At 68.3% G+C, this 18,608-nt stretch carries 17 protein-coding genes and 1 tRNA gene; 6 read left to right on the top strand and 12 right to left on the bottom strand.

Annotation, left to right across the window (positions count from 1 at the left end):
• The 4 genes from ABD927_RS20010 to ABD927_RS19995 all read left to right on the top strand — a co-directional run.
• The coding region (locus tag ABD927_RS20010) for a c-type cytochrome (protein WP_345251621.1) at positions 1 to 688 on the top strand (688 nt) is incomplete at its 5' end.
• 139 nt (positions 689 to 827) lie between these two features.
• Entirely contained in the window at positions 828 to 2,627 is a 1,800-nt protein-coding gene (locus ABD927_RS20005; protein ID WP_345251620.1) for a thiamine pyrophosphate-requiring protein, read from the top strand.
• Positions 2,628 to 2,669: 42 nt separating this feature from the next.
• Entirely contained in the window at positions 2,670 to 3,434 is a 765-nt protein-coding gene (gene budC, locus ABD927_RS20000) for a meso-2,3-butanediol dehydrogenase (RefSeq protein ID WP_345251619.1), read from the top strand.
• Between the two features lie 283 nt (positions 3,435 to 3,717).
• Entirely contained in the window at positions 3,718 to 4,692 is a 975-nt protein-coding gene (locus ABD927_RS19995) for a Bug family tripartite tricarboxylate transporter substrate binding protein (RefSeq protein WP_345251618.1), read from the top strand.
• An 81-nt stretch (positions 4,693 to 4,773) separates the two neighbouring features.
• Here ABD927_RS19995 and ABD927_RS19990 read toward each other — a convergent pair whose 3' ends face one another.
• From ABD927_RS19990 to ABD927_RS19975, 4 genes are read right to left on the bottom strand one after another with little or no spacing between them, the layout of a single operon-like run.
• On the bottom strand, positions 4,774 to 6,387 hold the full coding sequence (locus ABD927_RS19990; protein ID WP_345251617.1) for a GMC family oxidoreductase: 1,614 nt from the start codon (positions 6,385 to 6,387) through the stop codon (positions 4,774 to 4,776).
• Positions 6,384 to 7,175: a shikimate dehydrogenase family protein gene (locus ABD927_RS19985; protein ID WP_345251616.1), complete on the bottom strand. Its 792-nt coding sequence runs from the start codon at positions 7,173 to 7,175 to the stop codon at positions 6,384 to 6,386. The genes ABD927_RS19990 and ABD927_RS19985 overlap by 4 nt, the downstream gene beginning before the upstream one ends.
• A gap of 36 nt (positions 7,176 to 7,211) precedes the next feature.
• Positions 7,212 to 7,661, bottom strand: a complete 450-nt coding sequence (locus ABD927_RS19980; RefSeq protein WP_345251615.1) for a carboxymuconolactone decarboxylase family protein — start codon at positions 7,659 to 7,661, stop codon at positions 7,212 to 7,214.
• 53 nt (positions 7,662 to 7,714) lie between these two features.
• Positions 7,715 to 8,626 (bottom strand): NAD(P)-dependent oxidoreductase, encoded by a 912-nt coding sequence (locus tag ABD927_RS19975; RefSeq protein ID WP_345251614.1) that lies wholly within the window; start codon positions 8,624 to 8,626, stop codon positions 7,715 to 7,717.
• A gap of 208 nt (positions 8,627 to 8,834) precedes the next feature.
• On the opposite strand from ABD927_RS19975, the gene ABD927_RS19970 reads away from it, so the two are divergent.
• Positions 8,835 to 9,743, top strand: coding sequence for an SMP-30/gluconolactonase/LRE family protein (locus ABD927_RS19970; protein ID WP_345251613.1), 909 nt, complete (start codon positions 8,835 to 8,837; stop codon positions 9,741 to 9,743).
• Positions 9,744 to 9,759: 16 nt separating this feature from the next.
• On the opposite strand, the gene ABD927_RS19965 is transcribed toward ABD927_RS19970, so the two are convergent.
• Genes ABD927_RS19965 through ABD927_RS19955 form a run of 3 tightly spaced genes read right to left on the bottom strand, consistent with a single transcriptional unit; the run spans position 9,760 to position 13,474 of the window.
• Positions 9,760 to 11,409: a thiamine pyrophosphate-binding protein gene (locus tag ABD927_RS19965; protein WP_345251612.1), complete on the bottom strand. Its 1,650-nt coding sequence runs from the start codon at positions 11,407 to 11,409 to the stop codon at positions 9,760 to 9,762.
• A gap of 15 nt (positions 11,410 to 11,424) precedes the next feature.
• Positions 11,425 to 12,657 carry a CoA transferase gene (locus ABD927_RS19960; RefSeq protein WP_345251611.1) on the bottom strand — a complete coding sequence of 411 codons (1,233 nt, stop codon included), beginning with the start codon at positions 12,655 to 12,657 and terminating at the stop codon, positions 11,425 to 11,427.
• A gap of 13 nt (positions 12,658 to 12,670) precedes the next feature.
• The gene (locus ABD927_RS19955) at positions 12,671 to 13,474 is read right to left on the bottom strand and encodes an SDR family NAD(P)-dependent oxidoreductase (RefSeq protein ID WP_345251610.1); all 804 of its coding nucleotides are present in this window, start codon (positions 13,472 to 13,474) and stop codon (positions 12,671 to 12,673) included.
• A gap of 239 nt (positions 13,475 to 13,713) precedes the next feature.
• On the opposite strand from ABD927_RS19955, the gene ABD927_RS19950 reads away from it, so the two are divergent.
• Positions 13,714 to 14,628 carry a LysR family transcriptional regulator gene (locus ABD927_RS19950; RefSeq protein ID WP_345251609.1) on the top strand — a complete coding sequence of 305 codons (915 nt, stop codon included), beginning with the start codon at positions 13,714 to 13,716 and terminating at the stop codon, positions 14,626 to 14,628.
• Positions 14,629 to 14,907: 279 nt separating this feature from the next.
• On the opposite strand, the gene ABD927_RS19945 is transcribed toward ABD927_RS19950, so the two are convergent.
• The 5 genes from ABD927_RS19945 to ABD927_RS19925 form a co-directional block, all read right to left on the bottom strand.
• Positions 14,908 to 14,986: transfer RNA gene (locus ABD927_RS19945), tRNA-Ile, on the bottom strand.
• Positions 14,987 to 15,077: 91 nt separating this feature from the next.
• Positions 15,078 to 15,983 carry a helix-turn-helix transcriptional regulator gene (locus tag ABD927_RS19940; RefSeq protein ID WP_345251608.1) on the bottom strand — a complete coding sequence of 302 codons (906 nt, stop codon included), beginning with the start codon at positions 15,981 to 15,983 and terminating at the stop codon, positions 15,078 to 15,080.
• Between the two features lie 77 nt (positions 15,984 to 16,060).
• Positions 16,061 to 17,026, bottom strand: coding sequence for a Bug family tripartite tricarboxylate transporter substrate binding protein (locus ABD927_RS19935; protein ID WP_345251607.1), 966 nt, complete (start codon positions 17,024 to 17,026; stop codon positions 16,061 to 16,063).
• A gap of 75 nt (positions 17,027 to 17,101) precedes the next feature.
• Positions 17,102 to 17,830: an RraA family protein gene (locus ABD927_RS19930; RefSeq protein WP_345251606.1), complete on the bottom strand. Its 729-nt coding sequence runs from the start codon at positions 17,828 to 17,830 to the stop codon at positions 17,102 to 17,104.
• A 178-nt stretch (positions 17,831 to 18,008) separates the two neighbouring features.
• Positions 18,009 to 18,608: an RraA family protein gene (locus ABD927_RS19925; protein WP_345251605.1), complete on the bottom strand. Its 600-nt coding sequence runs from the start codon at positions 18,606 to 18,608 to the stop codon at positions 18,009 to 18,011.

Here is an 18,608-nt window from a genome sequence, read left to right as displayed (position 1 = left end):
CACGGTGCCGCCGGCCGGCACCGCGGCGGCCGGCGCGCCGGCCGCGGCCGGCGCGCCGGCGCCCGCTCCGCGCACCGCCACCGAATTCACGCCGCTACCCGTCGACTGGGAACCCATACTGGGCCACGGCACGGCCCAGGATGGACAGCGCATCGCCCAGTCGGGCGGCAACGGCGTCGCCGCCTGCGTATCCTGCCACGGCGCCAACGGCGTGGCGGCGGCCGGCACCGCCTTCCCCAGCCTGGCCGGCCTGCAGCCCGAATACCTGGCCAAGCAGTTGATGGACTACCGCAGCGGCCGCCGCGGCAGCCCCGTCATGGCGCCCATCGCCAAGGCCTTGCAGCCGGACGACATCGGCTCGCTGGCCAAGTATTACGGCGGCCTGGCGGCGACCGCGCCGTCGCCGCCGGCTGGCGCCCCGCAACGCGCCGCCGACCTCGACCGGATCGGCGACAACGCGCTGGCCCTGCCCGCCTGCGCCAACTGCCACGGCCTGTCGGGCCGCGGCGAAGGCCCGCTGCTGCCGCGCCTGGCCGGCCAGCCGGCCGAGTACTTCGCCGGCCAGATGGCCGCCTTCAAGAATGGATCCCGCGCCAACGACGACGGCGGCGTGATGCGCGCCTTCAGCCAGCGGCTGAGCGACGACGACGTGCATGCCCTGGCCTCGTTCTACGGCGCGATGAGATGAAACCCACCCCTACGCGCTTCGCGCGCCCCTCAAGGGGCGATGCGAGCGGACCGGCGGAGCCGGATCCGCCGCATCCTGGACGGGGCGGCGCAAGGTCGGGCGTCGTGGGCAACTGAAGTAATCCGGAGACAGGAGCATCATGAGCGACACCGTCAGCGATTTCATCCTCAAGCGTCTTTCCGCGTGGGGCGTGCGGCGCATTTACGGCTACCCCGGCGACGGCGCCAACGGCCTGATGGGCGCGCTGGACCGCCAGTCCGGCGGCGACGACGCGATCCGCTTCGTCCAGGCCCGCCACGAGGAACTGGCCGCCTTCATGGCCGCCGCCCACGCGAAGTTCACCGGCGAGACCGGCGTCTGCATCGCCACCTCGGGGCCCGGCGCCATCCACCTGCTCAACGGCCTGTACGACGCCAGGCTCGACCACCAGCCGGTGGTGGCCATCGTCGGCCAGCAGGCGCGCACCGCGCTGGGCGGCGACTACCAGCAGGAAGTCGACCTGCTCTCGCTGTTCAAGGACGTGGCGCACGAATTCGTGCAGATGGCCACCGTGCCGGGCCAGGTCAGGCACCTGATCGACCGCGCCATGCGGATCGCGCACGAACGCCGCACCGTCACCTGCGTGATCGTCCCCAACGACCTGCAGCGCCTGCCCGCCGTCCCGGTGCCGCCGCACGAACACGGCACCGTGCATAGCGGCATCGGCGTGACGCTGGAGCGCTCGGTGCCTGACGAGACCGAGATCCGCCGCGCCGCCGGCCTGCTCAACAGCGGCCGCCGGGTCGCGATGCTGGTCGGCGCGGGCGCCCTGCACGCCACCGACGAGATCATCGAGGTGGCCCAGCGGCTCGGCGCCGGCGTGGCCAAGGCCCTGCTGGGCAAGGCCGCCGTGCCCGACGATCTGCCCTTCGTGACCGGCTCCATCGGCCTGCTCGGCACCAAGCCCAGCTGGGACATGATGCAGGACTGCGACACGCTGCTGATGGTCGGCTCGGCCTTCCCGTACTCCGAGTTCCTGCCGAAGGAAGGCCAGGCGCGCGGCGTGCAGATCGACATCGACGGCCGCATGCTCGGCCTGCGCTACCCGATGGAGATCGGCCTGGTGGGCGACAGCCGCGCGGTGCTGCGCGCGCTGATCCCGCACCTGGAACCCAAGGCCGACCGCGGCTGGCGGCAGACGATCGAACGCAACGTCGAGCGCTGGTGGCAGGTGCTCGACGCGCGGGCCATGAGCCCGGCCGATCCCATCAACCCGCAGCGCGTGTTCCGCGAACTCTCGCCGCGCCTGCCCGACGGCTGCATCGTGACGGCCGACTCGGGTTCCTCCACCAACTGGTACGCGCGCGACCTGAAGCTGCGGCGCGGCATGCGGGCCTCGCTGTCAGGCGGCCTGGCCACGATGGGCTCGGCCGTGCCCTACGCCATCGCGGCCAAGTACGCCCATCCGCAGCGGCACGTCATCGCCATCGCCGGTGACGGCGCGATGCAGATGAACGGGATCAACGGCCTCATCACCATCTCGAAAGTGTGGCGCGAATGGGGCAACGGCAAGCTGACCCTGCTGGTGCTGAACAACCGCGACCTGAACCAGGTCACCTGGGAGCAGCGGGCCATGGAGGGCGACCCGAAATTCCCCGCATCGCAGGCGCTGCCCGATTTCCCCTACGCGGAATATGCACGCCTGGTCGGGCTGGGCGGCGTGCGGGTGGACCGGCCGGAAGACATCGGCGCGGCCTGGGACGGCGCCCTGGCCGCCGACGTGCCGACCGTGGTGGAGATGGTGACCGATCCCGACGTGCCGCCGCTGCCGCCGCACGTCACGCTCAAGCAGGCCAGGGCCTATATGTCGGCGCTGGCCCACGGCGACCCGGATTCGAAGGGCATCATCCTGGCGGCGCTGCGGCAGACCTGGGACACGCTGTTCCCCAGCGGCAAGTAGGCCGCGCGGCCCAGCGCGGAATCATCGGACGAGGAGAAACACATGGAACGATTCAAGGACAAAGTGGCCATCGTGACGGGCGCCGCCTCGGGCATGGGCGCGGCCATCGCCCGCCGGCTGTCGCAGGAAGGCGCCAGCGTCACGCTGGTGGACCGGCAGGCCGAGGGACTGGAGGCCGTCGCCGCGCCGCTGGAGGCCGCGCGCACCATGACCACGGTGGCCGACGTGTCGGATTCGCGCGCCGTCGACGCCTTCGTCAAGGCGACCGTCGAGCGCTTCGGGCGCCTGGACGTGATGGTCAACAACGCCGGCGTGTTCGCCGGCGGCGAGCCCGACAAGATCACCGACGACCAGTGGCACGAAGTGATCCGCACCGACCTCGACGGCGTGTTCTTCGGCTGCCGGGCTGCCATTCCCTACCTGGAACAGACGGGCGGATCGATCGTCAACACCGCCTCGGTATCCGGCCTGGGCGGCGACTGGGGCATGAGCCCCTACAACGCCGCCAAGGGCGGCGTGGTCAATCTGACCCGCGCGCTGGCGCTCGACCTCGGCCGCCGCGGCGTGCGGATCAACTCGGTGTGCCCCAGCCTGACCCGCACCGGCATGACCGTCGACATGCTGAAAGACAAGGCGCTGGTCGAGAAATTCAAGGAACGCATGCCGCTGGGGCGCGTGGCCGAACCGGAAGACATCGCCGGCGTGGTGGCCTTCCTGGCCAGCGACGACGCGCGCTTCGTGACCGGGGCGAACATTCCGGTGGACGGGGGCGTGATGGCGTCCAACGGGCAGCCGCCGCAGGGCTGAACGCCTCTTTCTTCGGCGGCCGGGGCATCGTCGCCCCGGCATAGTCGCGCCCGCATAGGTTCTATGAAAACGGTTCACATGTCGCCTTCGACCTGACCGATAGAATCGGAGTGCCTGCAAGCCGGGCTGCCCGCCGCAATACCACACACGGGACTTTCATCTGATTGATTTCAGAGGCCCCGTCGCGGCCCGCCGCTGGCCGGGAATCCACTGACAAGGCGCCGCCCTCCCTGAGAGTGCTGGCGATGATCGGCGGGCGCCAATAATCGAACGGAGACAATACATGAAACGCAGGGCATTCATCGGTTCGTCTGCGGCGGCGCTCGCCTGGGCGCCCATCGCCTCGAAGGCGGCGGACGCCTATCCTTCGCGCCCCATCCGCACCCTCGTCGGCTTTCCGCCGGGCAATTCCAGCGACGTCATCGCCCGCATCGTCATGGGCGAAATGCAGAAAAGCATGGGCCAGTCCTTCGTCATCGAAAACCGGCCGGGCGCCAGCGGAACGCTGGCCGCCGACGTGGCGGCCCGCTCGGCGGCCGACGGCTATACCCTGCTGGTGAGTTCGGCGGGCCCGCTGTGCGTGGCGCCATTCATGTACCCCAAGCTGCCGTACGACCCGCTGAAGGACTTCGTCCCGATCACGCTGACCAACACCATTCCGCTGGTGCTGGTGGTCAACCCGTCCTTCCCCGCCAAGACCTTCGCGGAGTTCCTCGACAAGGCCCGGGCCGGCGGACCGGCGATGCCTTATGCGTCGAGCGGCAACGGCATCACCAACCACCTGGTGATGGAGATGCTGAAGCGGGCGGCCAAGCTCAACGTCATGCACATTCCCTACAAGGGGTCGACGGCCGCCGCCACCGATCTGATCGGCGGGACCATACCGGTCATGTTCGACACGACGCCCGCCTTGCTGCCGCAGATCCGCTCGGGCAAGGTGAGGCCGCTGGCGGTCACCTCGCTGCAGCGGCTGGCCGAACTGCCCGACGTGCCGACCATTGCCGAATCCGGCTTTCCGGGCTTCGAAGGCCTGGCATGGAACGTCATCCTCGCGCCGCAGGGCACGCCGTCGCCCATCCTGGATCGCCTGCATGCCGAGGCGGCGAAGGCGCTGGCAACGCCCGCGGCGGTGTCCGGCTTCGCGAACCTGAGCCTGGTCCCGGGCTCGACGGGCATCGCCGAGACCCAGGCCTGGCTGAAAAGCGAGACGGAGAAATGGGGCGGCATCGTCCGCGAGGCGGGAATCACCGCGGAATGACGCGGCCGCGCCGGGCTTCCTGCGCCCGGGCCGCGGCCGCGCGGCCATCGCGGGGAGCCGGCGTCCCCGCGATGGCCGGGATCACGCCCTGGCATCCTCCAGGATCATGTCCGCGGCCTTCTCGGCCACCACCATCACGGCGGCCTGGATGTTGCCCGAAACCATCCGGGGAATGACCGAGGCGTCCACCACGCGCAGCCCGGGAACCCCATGCACCCGCAGGCCGGCATCGACGACGGCCCTGCCACCGGTGCCCATGCTGCAGGTGCCGATCGGATGGTAGATCGTCTGCCCGTTGCCGCGCGCGAACTCCAGCCATTGCGCATCCGACCTGACCTCCGGGCCGGGGCTCGTCTCCTCGATGCAGAACGGCGCCATCGCCGGCTGGGACATGATGTGCCGCGCCATGCGCATGGCGCCGACGATGCAGTCGCGATCGACCTGCGCGTCCAGGAAGTTCGGGCGGATCTCCGGCTGCTGGCCGATGTCGGCCGATGCGCTGTGGATGCTGCCGGAAGATTCCGGCCGCAGCTGGCTCACGCCTATCGTCATTCCCGGCCACCGGTCGAGGATGCGCTCGGCCGCGTTGGCATAGCTGGCATGCACGACGAAGAATTGCGCATCGGCGGATTCCAGTTCGGGCCGGGTCTTGACGAAGGTATTCACCAGGCCGGTACCCAGCGTCAGGATGCCCCGCCGCCGCGCGGCATAGCGCATGACGGCCAGGGCCAGCCGCCAGCCGCGCGTCATCTCGTTGAGCGTGACGGTGTTGCGCACGCGCCAGTTGAGCCGTGTCGCGAAATGGTCGACGTAGTTCTCGCCCACGCCGGGCAGCGCATGCCTGACGGCCACGCCCAGCCGGTTCAGCAGCGCCGGATCGCCGATGCCGGACAATTCCAGCAGTTGCGGCGACTGGATCGTGCCGGCCGCCACGATGACCTCGCGCGCGGCCGACGCGCGACGTTCCCGGCCGCGCTGGACATAGCTCGCCCCCACGCACTTCCCGCCTTCGAACTCGAGCCTGGATACGCGCGCGAAGCGCTCCACGCGCAGGTTGGCGCGCCGCAGCGCGGGCTTGAGGTAGGCGTCGTACGCGCTGCAACGGCGGCCGTTGTTCTGGGTGACCTGGTAGTAGCCGACGCCCTCCTGCGTCGGCCCGTTATAGTCTTCGTTGTAGGGTAGCCCGGCCTGCCTGGCGGCTTCGATGTAGGCGCTGGTCAGCGGGAACCGTTCCCGCACCGCCATCACGTGCACCGCGCCCTGTCCGGCATCGGCGCGGCCGCCCGCCGCCGGGCCGGGAATGCCGGCCCGCCTTTCGATCCGCTGGAAATACGGCCGTATATCGGCGAAGGTCCATCCCGCGGCGCCGGTTTCGGCCCAGGCATCGTAGTCGCGCGGCTGGCCGCGCACATAGATCATCCCGTTGATCAGCGACGAGCCCCCCAGCCCCTTGCCGCGCGGCACCGCGATCGCCCGTCCGTTGGTATTCGGCTCGGGGGCGGTGCGGAAATTCCAGTTGTACGTGGGATTGGTCAGCAGCTTGCTGAAGCCGGCGGGAATCCCGATCCAGGGGCTGGCCGGATCGCCGCCCGCCTCGAGCACGAGCACCGTGTGCCGGCCCGAGGCGCTCAGCCGGTTGGCCAGGATGCAGCCGGCGGTGCCGCCGCCGACGATGATGTAGTCGTACCGGCTCATTGGCGCATGAAGCCCGTCATCAGTTCGAGCTGGCAACGCAGCATGGGCGCGCCGTACTGGATCCGGCAGCCGCGCCGTTTCGCCTCGGCGAGCAGCGGGGTTTGCTCCGGCTGCATGATGATTTCGGCCACCGTCTGGCCGCGGTCGAGGGATCCCGGATCCAGCGGCAGCGCATCGCCGGCATGCATGCCGAGCGAGGTCGCGTTGACGACGATGTCGTGCCCGCCGGCATCCGGCGTGCCGACCGACATCGACACCGCGGGAAACGCCTGCCGCATGCGGCTGACGAGTTCGTCCGCCTTGGACGACGTGCGGTTCGCCACGGTGACGTGGCTGGCGCCGGCCTGGGCCACCGCGTGGAAGATGGCGGAGGCCGCGCCGCCGGCGCCCGCGATGTAGATCCTGCGCCCCGTTACTTCGAGGCCTTGCGAACGAAGCCCCGCCACGAAGCCCTCGCCGTCGAGCATGCCGCCCAGCAAGGCGCCCGCCGCGGTCCGGCGCACGACGTTGACGGCGCCGATCCGCGCCGCGGCCGGCGTGAGCTGGTCGCACAGCGCCGCCATCGCCCGCTTGTGCGGAACGGTGACCACGAAGCCGTCCAGATTCTGGATGCCCCGCAATCCGTCGACCAGCCTTTGCAGATGCTCCTGCTTGACGTGGATCGGGATCATGGCCGCGTCGAGCTTTTCCGCCTGGAATACTTCATTGACGGCCTGCGGAGTCTGAACGTGATGGATGGGGTCCGCCAGGATGGCGAAGACCCGGGTAGTGCCCGAGATTTTGGTCATGGCTGCGCTGCCATCATTTTTCTGGAAGCCGCCGGATCATTCGCCTCCCAGCGGGGCCGACGTGCTGTCGACGCCCGCCGCGCGTTCCGCGATCACTTCCCTGGCCACGCGAAAGCCGTCCACCGCGGCCGGCATGCCGCAATAGCACGCGGCGTGGATCAATATTTCCTGCAGCTCGGTCTCGGTCCAGCCGTTGTTCAACAGGCCATTGAGGTGCAGCTTCAATTCATGCCGCCGCCCGGTGGCGACCAGCACGCTGACGGTGACCAGGCTGCGATGCTTGAGGCTCAGGCCGGGCCGGCCCCAGATGCCGCCCCAGGCCAGCCCCGTCACGACCTCCTGCAGCGGGCGCATGAACTCGTTGTCGCGCGCGGCGGCCAGCGACTTGTCGACATAGCCGTCGCCTAGCGTCGCGCGCCGGTTCCGGTGTCCGAGCTCGATGGTCTCGGCGGTGACGGGGTTGAAATCGTTGTTGGGATTGCTCATCGTTCCTGTGCTCCGTTGATCCTGATTCGGTCTCGATCCGGCCTGCGACGCCGTCAGGGCCGGACGCCCTTTCCCTTCACCTCGACGCCCGCCCACTGCTCCATGAACCTGATCAGGACCGTATAGTCCTGCGCGCCCGCGCCCTGCGACACCGCGTGGCGCCACATCTGCCCGGTGTTCTGGCCAACCCACATCGGCACGCCGAGCGCCTCGGCCTCGGCCAGCGCGAGATGCACGTCCTTGTAGATGACGTCCACCTTGGCCCCGTAGTCGAAGCTGCGGGTGAGGACGGACTGGGGCAGCTTGGTTTCGGTGGCGGTATTGCGGCCGGTGCTGCCGTTGAGCACCTCGACCATCACGTCCGGGTCCAGGCCGGCTTTCGCGCCCAGCACCACCGCTTCGAATGCCGACGCCATGTTGGCGGCCGACACCAGGTTGTTGACCAGCTTCATCATCTGCGCCATGCCGGCCTGCTCGCCCACGACGAACTGCTTCGGGCCGAAGGCCGCGAGTACCGGCAGCGCCACCGCCACGGCCTCGCGCGGCCCCGACGCGATGACGGAAAGCGTTCCCGCGCGGGCGCCCTTCGGCCCGCCGCTGACCGGCGCGTCGATCAGCGCGATGCCTTTTGCGGCCAGGCCTTCGGCCATCGCCATCACCGTGGCGCGGCCGATGGTGGAGCATTCCACGTAGGTCTTGACCCGCGCGCCGTGCACGATGCCGTTTTCGCCCAGCGCGACCGCTTTCGAGACATGGCCGTTGGGCAGGCAGCCGATGGCCAGTTCGACGCTGTCGGCCACCGCGCGGGGCGAATCGCAGGCATGCGCGCCGGCGGCCACGAACCTGGCGACGGCCTGCGGATCCACGTCGTGGACGTGAAGCGTGGCGCCCGACTGCAGCAGCCTTTCCGCGAGGGCGCCGCCCATCGCGCCCAGCCCGATGAATCCTATGTGTCGATCAAGCATTGCTCGTGTCCCCGGTATGCGAACGAGCCGGCCCGATGCGTTTCGGCCCGGTGCGTTCCGCGCAGACCGATTCTTGCTTTTCGGACCTGGCGCAACAAGCGCCCTGGCGGAATACCACCTGCGAAAATCGTTCACAGGGAATACGTGCAATGCTCATCGCGGGCCGCTTTCGGCGGCGCCTGATTCTTCGCCTTCTTCAGGGAACGACATGAGTCCGGACTTCGAAATTCTGAACTACGCCCGCTTTCGCCCCAACGTCGTGGCCACCGCCCGCATCGAACGGCTCTGCACGGATCTGCTGTGGGGCGAAGGCCCCGTGTACTTTGCCGACGGCGACTATCTCCTGTTCAGCGACATTCCCAACAACCGGATCATGAAGTGGGTTCCCGGCCTGGGCGCCACGGTGCACCGCCAGCCGTCGAACTTCGCGAACGGCAACGCCCGCGACCGCCAGGGCCGGCTCATCACCTGCGAAAGCGGCAGCCGCCGCGTCACCCGCACCGAATACGACGGCAGCGTCACCGTGCTGGCCGACAAGTTCGAAGGCAAGCGGCTGAACTCGCCCAACGACGTCGTGGTCAGGTCCAACGGCGAGGTCTGGTTCACCGACCCGGTCTACGGCATCGTCAGCGACTACACCGGCGACAAGGCCGAAAGCGAGATCGGCCGCAACTACGTGTTCTGCCTCGACCCGGACACCGGCGCCCTGTCCGTCGGCACCGACGAGATCACCCTGCCCAACGGCCTGGCGTTCTCCCCCGACGAGCGCTTCCTGTACGTGGCCGACAGCGGCGCCACGCACGACCCGGCCGGCGCGCACCACATCGTGCGGTTCGAGGTATCGGGCAGGCGGCTGCGCGACGGACAGGTATTCGCCACCGTCAGCCCCGGCATCGCGGATGGGTTCAAGGTCGACTCGGAAGGCAACGTATGGACCAGCGCGGCCGACGGCGTCCACTGCTACGCCGCCGACGGCGAGCTGATCGGCAGGATACGGTTTCCGGAAACGGTCACGAACCTCGCCTTCGGCGGACGCAAGCGAAGCCGCCTGTACGTCACCACGGCGTCGGGGCTCTATACCGTGTTCGTCGGCACCAGCAGCGCGCTGCCGCTTTGACGCGGCGTGGCGCCCCTCAGGTCGAAAAGCTCGTGAACGCCTGCGTGCCGGCGCGGGCATTGGCATCGGTCACGACATTGAGCAACGCCACCCGGCCCGCGGCCACCTGCTCGGCGGCGCGCCGCAAGGCCGGCGCGATATCGCCCGGCCGCTCGACGTATTCGGCATGGCAGCCGAGCGATTCGGCCAGCCTGTCGAAGCGCGTATAGCCCAGATTGCGCCCGGGCTTGACCTTTTCCGGATCGGCCGTCCACCCGCCGTTCAGGCTGATGACGACGAGCAAGGGCAGCTTGTGGCGCACCGCCGTGTCGAGCTCCATCGCGTTCAGGCCGAACGAGCCGTCGCCATGCAGGACGACGACCTTCTTGTCGGGCAGCGCGGCCTTGGCGCCCACGCCGAACGGCAGCCCGACGCCCATCGTGCCGAACGGCCCCGAATTGAGCCTGCGCCGCGGCAGGAAGCTGGGGATGGACTGCCGCCCATAGTTCAGGATCTCCTGGCCGTCCACGCAAAGCACCGTGTCCTTGTCGATGAAATCCCTGATCTCCTTGCACAGACGCAGCGGATGGATCGGGACCTGGTCGTTGGCGAGCGCCTGTTCGGCGCCGGGCGCCTTCTTGACCTGGATCTCGCCCAGGGTCCGGCGCCACGCGGCATAGTCCTTCTTCGACGGCGACGCGGCAAGCGCCTCGGCCAGTTGATCCAAGGCCGTGCCGGCGTCGGCTGCGATGCCTATCCTCACGCGCGCATCGCTCGACACTTCCTGCGGATCGATGTCGATCCGCGCGATGACCGCGTCCGGATCGAAGCGTGGCGGGCGAACGTGGGAAAAAACATAATTGAGCCGCGTGCCGACGACGAGGACCAGATCGGCGCCCTTGAACGCGGCCGACTTGGCCAGTGGATAGCTGTACTCGTGGTCGTCCGGCACCGCGCCGCGGCCCTGCGGCGTGCAGAAGAAGGGCATCCCCGCCAGCTCCACGAAGCGCCGGAGGCTGTCCGCGGCGTCTGACCACAGGACGCCGCTGCCCGCCAGCAGGACGGGCCGCTCGGCGCTGCCCAGCGCATCGACGAGCCGGCCGATGTCGGCCGCCGACACGGCAGGGCGGGCCACGCCGGTTTCGAAGATGGGCTGCGGCCACGCCACCTCGCTCTCTTCCACCTTGGCGTACAGCACGTCGCCCGGCAAGTCGAGATAGACCGGCCCGGGCTTTCCGCTGACCGCGGTACGGAATGCCCGGTCCACGAACTCCGGGATCCGCCTGGCGTCCAGCACCCGGTCGGCCATCTTGGTGATGGGCCGCATGATCGCGACCTGGTCGATTTCCTGGAAGGCGCCGGAATGGGAAGCCGACAAGGGACTGGACCCGCCGAACGCCACCACGGGCGCGCAATCGATCAGCGCGTTGGCCAGCCCCAGCGTCAGGTTGATCGTGCCGGGACCGGAGGCGCCCAGGCAGATCCCGGGCCGGCTCCTGACCCGCGCATAGGCCTGCGCCATCATGGCCGCGGCCTGCTCGTGGCGGACGTCGATGCCCCGCACGCCCTGCTTCATCGCCGCATTCAAGGCTTCGTTCATGGGCCCGCCCATGATGAAGAACATCGTATCGGCCCCCTGGCGCGCCAGGGCCCGCCCGAACAGCTCGTTGCCAGTAGTGGTCGCCATGCGCGCGGCTCCTCCTCAGATGATTTTGTGCCCGGCCAGGCTGGTGAGTTCCTCGTCGGTATATCCGAGCAGCCCGCCGTAGATCTGCCGGTTGTGCTCGCCCAGAAGCGGCGGGGAAGACACCGTTACCCTGGAATCCGAAAGCTTGATCATGTTGCCCGGCACCGTCAGCTCGCCATGCTGGGGATGCGTGAACGTGGCGAAGGTGCCGCGCGCCCGCAACTCCGGATCGTTGAACAGTTCCATCGTGTCGAACACGGCGCTGGCCGGCACGTTGGCGGCCGCCAGGATCTCCATGGCCTCGCGCTTGTCGTACCGGGCCGCCCACTCCGAAAGCATGGCGTCGATCACGTCGGCATGCTGCGCCCTGGACTGCGGCGTCTTGAACCGCGGATCGTCGAGCAGGTCTTCCCTGCCCATCAAGCGGCAGAGATTGAGCCAATGTTTGCTGCCCGCCCGCGTCGTGTACACGTACACGTAGTCGTTTTCCCCGTCCCCCTTGCACCGGTAGACCTCGCTGGGCGAAGTGCCGCCGAAAATGCTCTGGTTGCCGGTGCGCGGCGCGGGCTGGCCCGACATCGCCTGCGCGGCATAGGCGATGCGCGAAAAATTGATGACGGCGTCCTGCATCGTCACCTCCACCACCTGGCCCTTGTCGGTGGTGGCCCGCTGGATCAGCGCGGCCAGGATGCCCAGTGCGCAATGCAGCCCGGTGCCCGAGTCGGCCATGTTCGGCCCCGGCTTGATCGGCCGCCCGCCCTGCTCGCCGGTGATCGAAACCGCGCCGCCGGCCGCCTGGGCCACGGCGTCGAAGGCAAGATAATTCGCGTACCTGCTGCCTGGCGCGAAGCCCTTGATGCGGGCGAACACGATGCGCGGATTGATCTTCAGCACTTCGTCGGCGCTGAAGCCCAGCCGCTCGATCACGCCCGGCGCGAAGTTCTCGACGAACACGTCGCCGTGCCTGATCAGCGAGGCCAGCAGTTCCTTGCCCCTGGCCGACTTCAGGTCGCAGGTCACGCTTTTCTTGTTGGTGTTCAGCTGCACGAAGTACAGCGAATCCTTCCCGCCTTCCGCGCTGGAATTGCGGCCCTGTTCGCCCGTGACGGGCGGCTCGACCTTGATCACCTCCGCGCCGAGCCAGGCCAGCGTCTGCGTGCACGAGGTGCCCGACTCGAACTGGGTGAGATCGATGACTCGATAGCCCGCGAGGGCCGAGGATTCGCCGTTCAGCATATTGGTTCCCATGATTGCCGTGCGGTCATCGCGGCAAGTTGACGAGGGCGCCGCCGTCCACCGGCAGTTCGACGCCCGTGATGAAGGCGGCTTCGTCCGACGCAAGGAACAAGGCGGCGTTCGCCACGTCCCATGCGGTGCCCATCTTCTTGCGCAAGGGCACCCGCGCGTCGCGCTCGGCCACGATGTCGTCGCGCGAACGGTTGAACGTCCGCGCCCGCGTATCCACCGCCATCGGAGTGTTCATCAGGCCGGGCAGGATGGTATTGGCGCGGATGCCGTCGGCCGCGTATTCGATCGCGATCTGCTGCGTGAACGCGATCAGGGCCGCCTTGCTGGCCTTGTAGGCCACCCACGGGTAGCGCTGCCAGGCCGAGACCGATGCCACCGTCAGGATGACGCCGTCCTGCTGGCGTCGCATGACCGGCAGCACGTGCTTCACGCACATGACGGCGCCGCGCAGGTTGACGGCCATGATGGTGTCGAACGCGCTTTCGGTGATGTCTTCCGGCGAAGCGTCCCGGCCGGATACGCTGATGCCGACGTTGTAGTGGAGAATGTCTATGCGGCCCCACTGCGCCACAGCGAACTCGATCATCTTCTCGACGGACCGCTCGTCGGTCACGTCCGCCTCGAAGGGCAGGCAGCCGCGGCCATGCGTATTGGCGATCTCGGCGGTGGCGGCGGCCAGCCCGCCGTCGCGGTCGACGGCCAGCACCGCCGCCCCTTCCTGCGCAAACCTCAGGGCCACGGCCCTGCCGTTGCCCGTCCCCTCTCCCTGGCTTTGGCCGGCCCCGATCACCAGGGCAATCTTGTTGTTCAGACGCATGGATTTTCCTGTCGATGGCCCGCGGCATCCGGCTGCGGGTGATCCTGCGGATATTGTGAGTGCTGGCGCAACGGCCATCCATTTTTCCGGGTTCACAGCTTCTATGAAGCAGCGGCACAGCGATCGAACCCGGTGAGCGAGCCGGGTTAGCCCGGATTTGTAGGGCATCCGCCGCGTGATATACGAGGATGCCTGCACGCAGGCGCATCGAGACATACGACAGACAGCGCAGCCAAGCCATGCCCAGCAGATTGGAAGAAATGGAAGTCTTTATTTCCGTATACGAGTCTGGGAGCTTTTCGACCGCGGCCAGGGCGCTCAACAAGACGCCATCATCGATCAGCAAACTGATCCAGCGCCTGGAAGACCGGCTCGGCGCGCAACTGTTCTACCGCAACTCGCGCAGCGTCCGCCCCACCGAAGACGGCCGCACCTTCTTCCTGCACGGGCAGCGCGCGGTGGAAGCGATGGCCGACGCCGAGACGGCAGTGGCCGGCAAGAGCGGCCGGCTGGTGGGCAGGGTGCGGATCGCGACCATGCTCACGTTCGCCAAGTACCAGATCGCGCCGCTGATCCCCGAATTCTCGCGCCGGTTCCCGGACCTGGAGATCGAATTCCACCTCGCGCCCGTCCATGCGGACCTGCTGGAAAACGGCATCGATCTTTCCATACGCAGCGGCCCGCTGGAAGACTCCTCGCTGGTGTCGAAGCACCTGGCCAGCAGCCGGTGGACCTTGTGCGCCTCGCCCGAATACCTGGCCCGGCATGGCGTCCCGAAGCGGCCGGAAGACCTCAAAGGGCACAACTGCCTGAAATTCGCGATGCCGACCCATTGGAACAACTGGCATTTCAACGTGCCGGCCGGGCTCGATGCGCCGCCCGGGGGGTCGATGAGCGCGGACCAGGGCGATATGCTGCTCGAACTGGCCAGGCATGGCGTGGGGATCGTCCGGCTCGCGCAGTTCCACATACATGGCGACCTGCAGCGCGGCACGCTGGTGCCGCTGCTGGAGGATTTCGAATCGATGACGCCGGAGCCGCTGACCATGGTCTACCCGGCGCGGCGGAACCTGAGCCAGAAAGTCGCGGCGGTCGTGGCCTTCCTGGAAGAGAAATTCGGCCATGTTCCGCCCTGGGAGCGGAACACGCGCTAGCGGCGCGGGCCTGAGGCTACAGCCCGCGGGCTTTCATCGCTTCATGCCTGAGCGCCTCCACGCGGCAGACCCCCGAATCCGATTCTCGTGGGACCGCGTGGAGAACCATTCGGCGGTACACCCGCAGAATTCGGCGTGGGCGGTCCGCCTGTGCGGCACGAATGAGCGCCTCGAATGCCTCCGCGTTTCTTGGGGAGCGTCCGGGGCGCGCATCGCTGGGGAGCTTGGCGGCATATGGCCTGACGGGCGGTCGCTTAGGTAAAGGCCCGCCCTGATGTTTGGTGGGCCCCCTGGGAGTCGAACCCAGCACCAACGGATTATGAGTCCGCTGCTCTAACCAAGCATGAGCTAGAGGCCCGGAGGCCGAATTCTACATCGTACGCCGCAGCCCTGCTCTGCCGCCCTTCCAGACGGCCGCGCCGGCGTTGCGGCCCGCGCCCGGACCGGACTCAACCGCGCCGCGCCGTGCCGCGATACGCGCTGGGCGTCCGCCCCTCGATCTGCCGGAACCGCCGCGAGAAATACGCCTCGTCGTCGAACCCGATCTGCTCGGCGATATCGGACACGCGCAGCCGCGTATCCAGCAGCAGCGGCTTGGCCGCCTCCATCCGCAGCCCGGTCAGCAGGTCGACGAACGACTTGCCAAGCTCGCGCTTGATCAGGTGCGACAGGTAGTTGGGCGACAGGCAGACCGCATTGGCGACGTCTTCCAGCATGATGCGGCGCATGTAGTTCTCGCGCATGAACTTGACGACGCGCTTGATGGCTGCCCGGCGCGAGGCACGGCCGTGCTGGTCGGCGCTCAGGAGCTCGAAACTGGCCGCGTACCTGCGGCACACCTGGCCGATCAGCGCCAGCAGGTGGGAGCGGATCATCTCGAGCGCATAGAAGCCGCGTACCGCGTTCTCGGCCAGCATCGCCTCGCAATGGCGCGCCGCCTCGGCCAGCTCGCCGGCGTCGAGATCGTAGTCCAGCGTCTCCTGGAACAGGAAGGGCGCGAGCTCGGGCGCGCGCGCCAGCGGAACGTCTTCCAGCTCTAGCGGGCCGACGTCGAGGTCGCCGCGCAGGAAGCGCAGGCCGAAGCTCAGCACGTAGTAGCGGCAGCCCGGCGGATGCGAATGGAAGTGGACCTTGTCAGGCAGGATGAAGGTGACCGCGCCCGGCGCGAGCTGGCGCGTGACCATGGCCATGTGCATCTGCGCCGAGCCTTCCAGGTGCACGTGCATCTGGAAATAGTCGTGCCGGTGCAGGCGCGCCGCGGACCGCCGCGGCCCCTGGCGGCGGATGTCGAAATCGACATAGTCGCAGAGCTGCGCCATCGAATACGTATTGAAGGCGGGAGACGGCGCGTTCACGGTCAATACCAGGACGGGCTGCCCAGTATAGCCGGCCCCGGCGGCCCGCCCGCACTGACGTTAACCCTGAGCGGCGCTCACTCGCTGCGCAGGAGTCCCTGGGCCGCGAGCTTGGTCCAGCGCTCGGTCTCGGTCTGCAGATAGCGCCGGTACTCGTCCGGCCCCATGCGTCCGGGCTCGGCGCCGATGGCCGCGATCTGTTCGCGCACCGCCGGGGTCTTCAAGGCGGCCTGCAAAACGTTCGAGATGCGCCCGACGACGGCCGGCGGCGTTCCGGCCGGCGCCATCAGGCCGAAGATGGGCAGCAGGCTGTAGCCCGGGTAGCCGCTTTCGGCCACGGTTGGCAGCTCGGGCGCGCAAGTGCAGCGCTCGAGCGAGGTGACCGCGATCGCCCTGACCTTGCCGAGCTTGGCGTTGGGCAAGGCCGTCATGGTGCCGTCGAACATCATCGCGATCCGGCCGCTCAGCAGGTCGACCTGCGCCGCGCCCGTGCCCTTGTAGGCGACGTGCGTCATCGGCACGCCCGACATCGCGCTCAGCAGCGCCCCGGCCAGGTGGCTGACCGTGTTGACGCCAGCCGAGCCGTAGCTGACCGGGTGCGTGCGCGCGTAGTCCACCACGTCGGCCACCGACTTGGCCGGGATCGACGGATGCACGACCAGCACGTTGGGCGAGCTGGCGATCAGGCCGATCGGCGCGAAATCCTTCTCGATCGAATAGCCGGCGTTCTTGGTGACGATCGGATTGATGATGTCGGAGGTCGCGTTGACCAGCAGCGTATAGCCGTCGGGCGCCGAACGGGCGACGAAGGTGGAGGCGATCATGCCGCCGGCGCCGGCGCGATTCTCGACCGTGACGGGCTGGCCCAGCGCGTCGTTCAGGATCTTGGCCGCGATGCGCGCCGAACTGTCGACCTGTCCGCCCGGCGCGAAGCCGAGGATGATGCGGATCGGCCGGTCGGGCCAGGCCTGCGCCGTCGCGGCGGGCGCCGCTGCGGCGCAGGCGGCGGCAAGAAGGCAGGACAGCAGCAATGGTCGTTGCATGGATGTCTCCCCGGGTCTTTCTCTTTCTACCTGGACCGCCGCGCCTCGAGGGCTGCGAGCCCCGTCGCCGCGTTCTCAGGCGTTGGTCGGCAGGTCTGCCACGGACGCGCCTTCGACGATGATCCTGACCTTGCGGTCTTCGGCCTGCGACTTCGCCAGGCAAAGCGCGAGCACTTCTTCGGCGCGCCCGCGCGGGATGAAGCAGACCCCGGTGTCGTCGGCCAGCACGATGTCTCCCGGCGAAACGCGGATGCCGGCGATCTCGATGTCGCCGTTGATTTCGACCGTCTCGATCCGCGACTTGCCGGTCACCGGCGTCACCTCGCTCGACCACAGCGGGTAGTCGACACTGCGGGAATGCGAAATGTCGCGGATGCCGCCGTGCACGATCGCGCCGGCCTCCCCCTGGCGCTTGCCGGTCTGGGCCGAGATGCCGCCCATGTTGGAAACGCCGGCCACGCCGTCGATCACGACCACGTCGCCCGGCAACGCCAGGTTGTGGGCCTCGAATTCGGCCATCTTGTTGACGTGCGCCTTGGCGGTTTCGTACGGATGCTCGCGCTGGACGATGTTGCGCACCGTCAGCGCGGGACCGACGATGCACTTGCCGGCAATGGTGGGCCGCAGCGTGGTGGCCGCGACCGCGCCCGTAATGCCGAGTTCGTCGAGGATGTCGGAGACGATGCCGCTGGCGTCGCCCAGTGACTTGAAGCCTTCGATAAGGCCCGCGGGCGGACGCGGGGTTTCCATCAGGCGGATGCGCTCGCGCGCGATCTTGCCGGTGAGTTTCTTTTCGGTGGTCATGGCGAAGCGGTTGCCGTTCCAGAATTGTGCCGGCCCGGCGGGCGGGCAATGTCGATTCTAGGAGCGGGATTGCGACCGGCGTTAGGACGAATCTGTGTTTCTCTTGGAGATTGCTGAGGGCCAACCCGGGGAAAAAATGTCGGTTCCAAGAGGAAACCTGGCGCTGCATACCATGCCCCTAGATGTCGTAAGCCTCGCCCTGATGCAGGCGCATTTCGCGCGCAGCCTCCTTCTTGGCCTTTTCTTTCGCCAGCTTGGTCACCGCATCGATGCGGTCCTTTGCGATGACGACCACGCCGTCCGCGTCGGCTACCACCAGATCGCCGGGGTGTACGAGCACGCCGCCGACCGTGACAGCGACGTTATGCCAGCCGGGATGCTGGCGGAGGCCGCCGCGCAACCCGGCGCCGGAGCAAAATACCGGGAAGCCGAGTTCGCGTATCTGCGCGCTGTCGCGCACGATGCCGTTGGTGACGACACCGGCGAGGCCTCGGCGCCGGGCGGCGATGGTGCCGCTGCCGCCCCAGATTGGCACGCCGTCTTCGCCCGCGTCGATCACCAGCACGTAGCCAGGAGGCGCCACGTCGACTGCGCGTCGCATGGCGCTGAGGTCGTTGGGCAGGCTCTTGACGGTGAAAGCCGGGCCGATGAGCCTTGCCTGATCGAACAACGGTCGAATGGCGGCCGACATGTCGCCAGCTTTGCCGTTGGCTTCGTAGAACGTAGCGGCGGCGATCGTGGCAATGTCGATGTCGCCAAGCAGCGCGGCGTCTCGCAC

The sequence above is a fragment of the Pigmentiphaga soli genome (assembly GCF_039541095.1).
In the GTDB taxonomy this organism is placed as follows: Bacteria; Pseudomonadota; Gammaproteobacteria; order Burkholderiales; family Burkholderiaceae_B; genus Pigmentiphaga; species Pigmentiphaga soli.
Note: the sequence above shows the minus strand (reverse complement) of the source record. Positions and strands in the feature narration are given on the sequence as shown.

Coding starts and splice junctions, on each gene's coding strand:
- ABD927_RS19990 (WP_345251617.1), bottom strand. CDS start 6,387: ATGAGCCGGTACGACTACATCATCGTCGGCGGCGGCACCGCCGGCTGC.
- ABD927_RS20005 (WP_345251620.1), top strand. CDS start 828: ATGAGCGACACCGTCAGCGATTTCATCCTCAAGCGTCTTTCCGCGTGG.
- ABD927_RS19930 (WP_345251606.1), bottom strand. CDS start 17,830: ATGACCACCGAAAAGAAACTCACCGGCAAGATCGCGCGCGAGCGCATC.
- ABD927_RS19935 (WP_345251607.1), bottom strand. CDS start 17,026: ATGCAACGACCATTGCTGCTGTCCTGCCTTCTTGCCGCCGCCTGCGCC.
- ABD927_RS19965 (WP_345251612.1), bottom strand. CDS start 11,409: ATGGCGACCACTACTGGCAACGAGCTGTTCGGGCGGGCCCTGGCGCGC.
- ABD927_RS19970 (WP_345251613.1), top strand. CDS start 8,835: ATGAGTCCGGACTTCGAAATTCTGAACTACGCCCGCTTTCGCCCCAAC.
- ABD927_RS19980 (WP_345251615.1), bottom strand. CDS start 7,661: ATGAGCAATCCCAACAACGATTTCAACCCCGTCACCGCCGAGACCATC.
- ABD927_RS19955 (WP_345251610.1), bottom strand. CDS start 13,474: ATGCGTCTGAACAACAAGATTGCCCTGGTGATCGGGGCCGGCCAAAGC.
- ABD927_RS19995 (WP_345251618.1), top strand. CDS start 3,718: ATGAAACGCAGGGCATTCATCGGTTCGTCTGCGGCGGCGCTCGCCTGG.
- ABD927_RS19985 (WP_345251616.1), bottom strand. CDS start 7,175: ATGACCAAAATCTCGGGCACTACCCGGGTCTTCGCCATCCTGGCGGAC.
- ABD927_RS19950 (WP_345251609.1), top strand. CDS start 13,714: ATGCCCAGCAGATTGGAAGAAATGGAAGTCTTTATTTCCGTATACGAG.
- ABD927_RS19975 (WP_345251614.1), bottom strand. CDS start 8,626: ATGCTTGATCGACACATAGGATTCATCGGGCTGGGCGCGATGGGCGGC.
- budC (WP_345251619.1), top strand. CDS start 2,670: ATGGAACGATTCAAGGACAAAGTGGCCATCGTGACGGGCGCCGCCTCG.
- ABD927_RS19960 (WP_345251611.1), bottom strand. CDS start 12,657: ATGGGAACCAATATGCTGAACGGCGAATCCTCGGCCCTCGCGGGCTAT.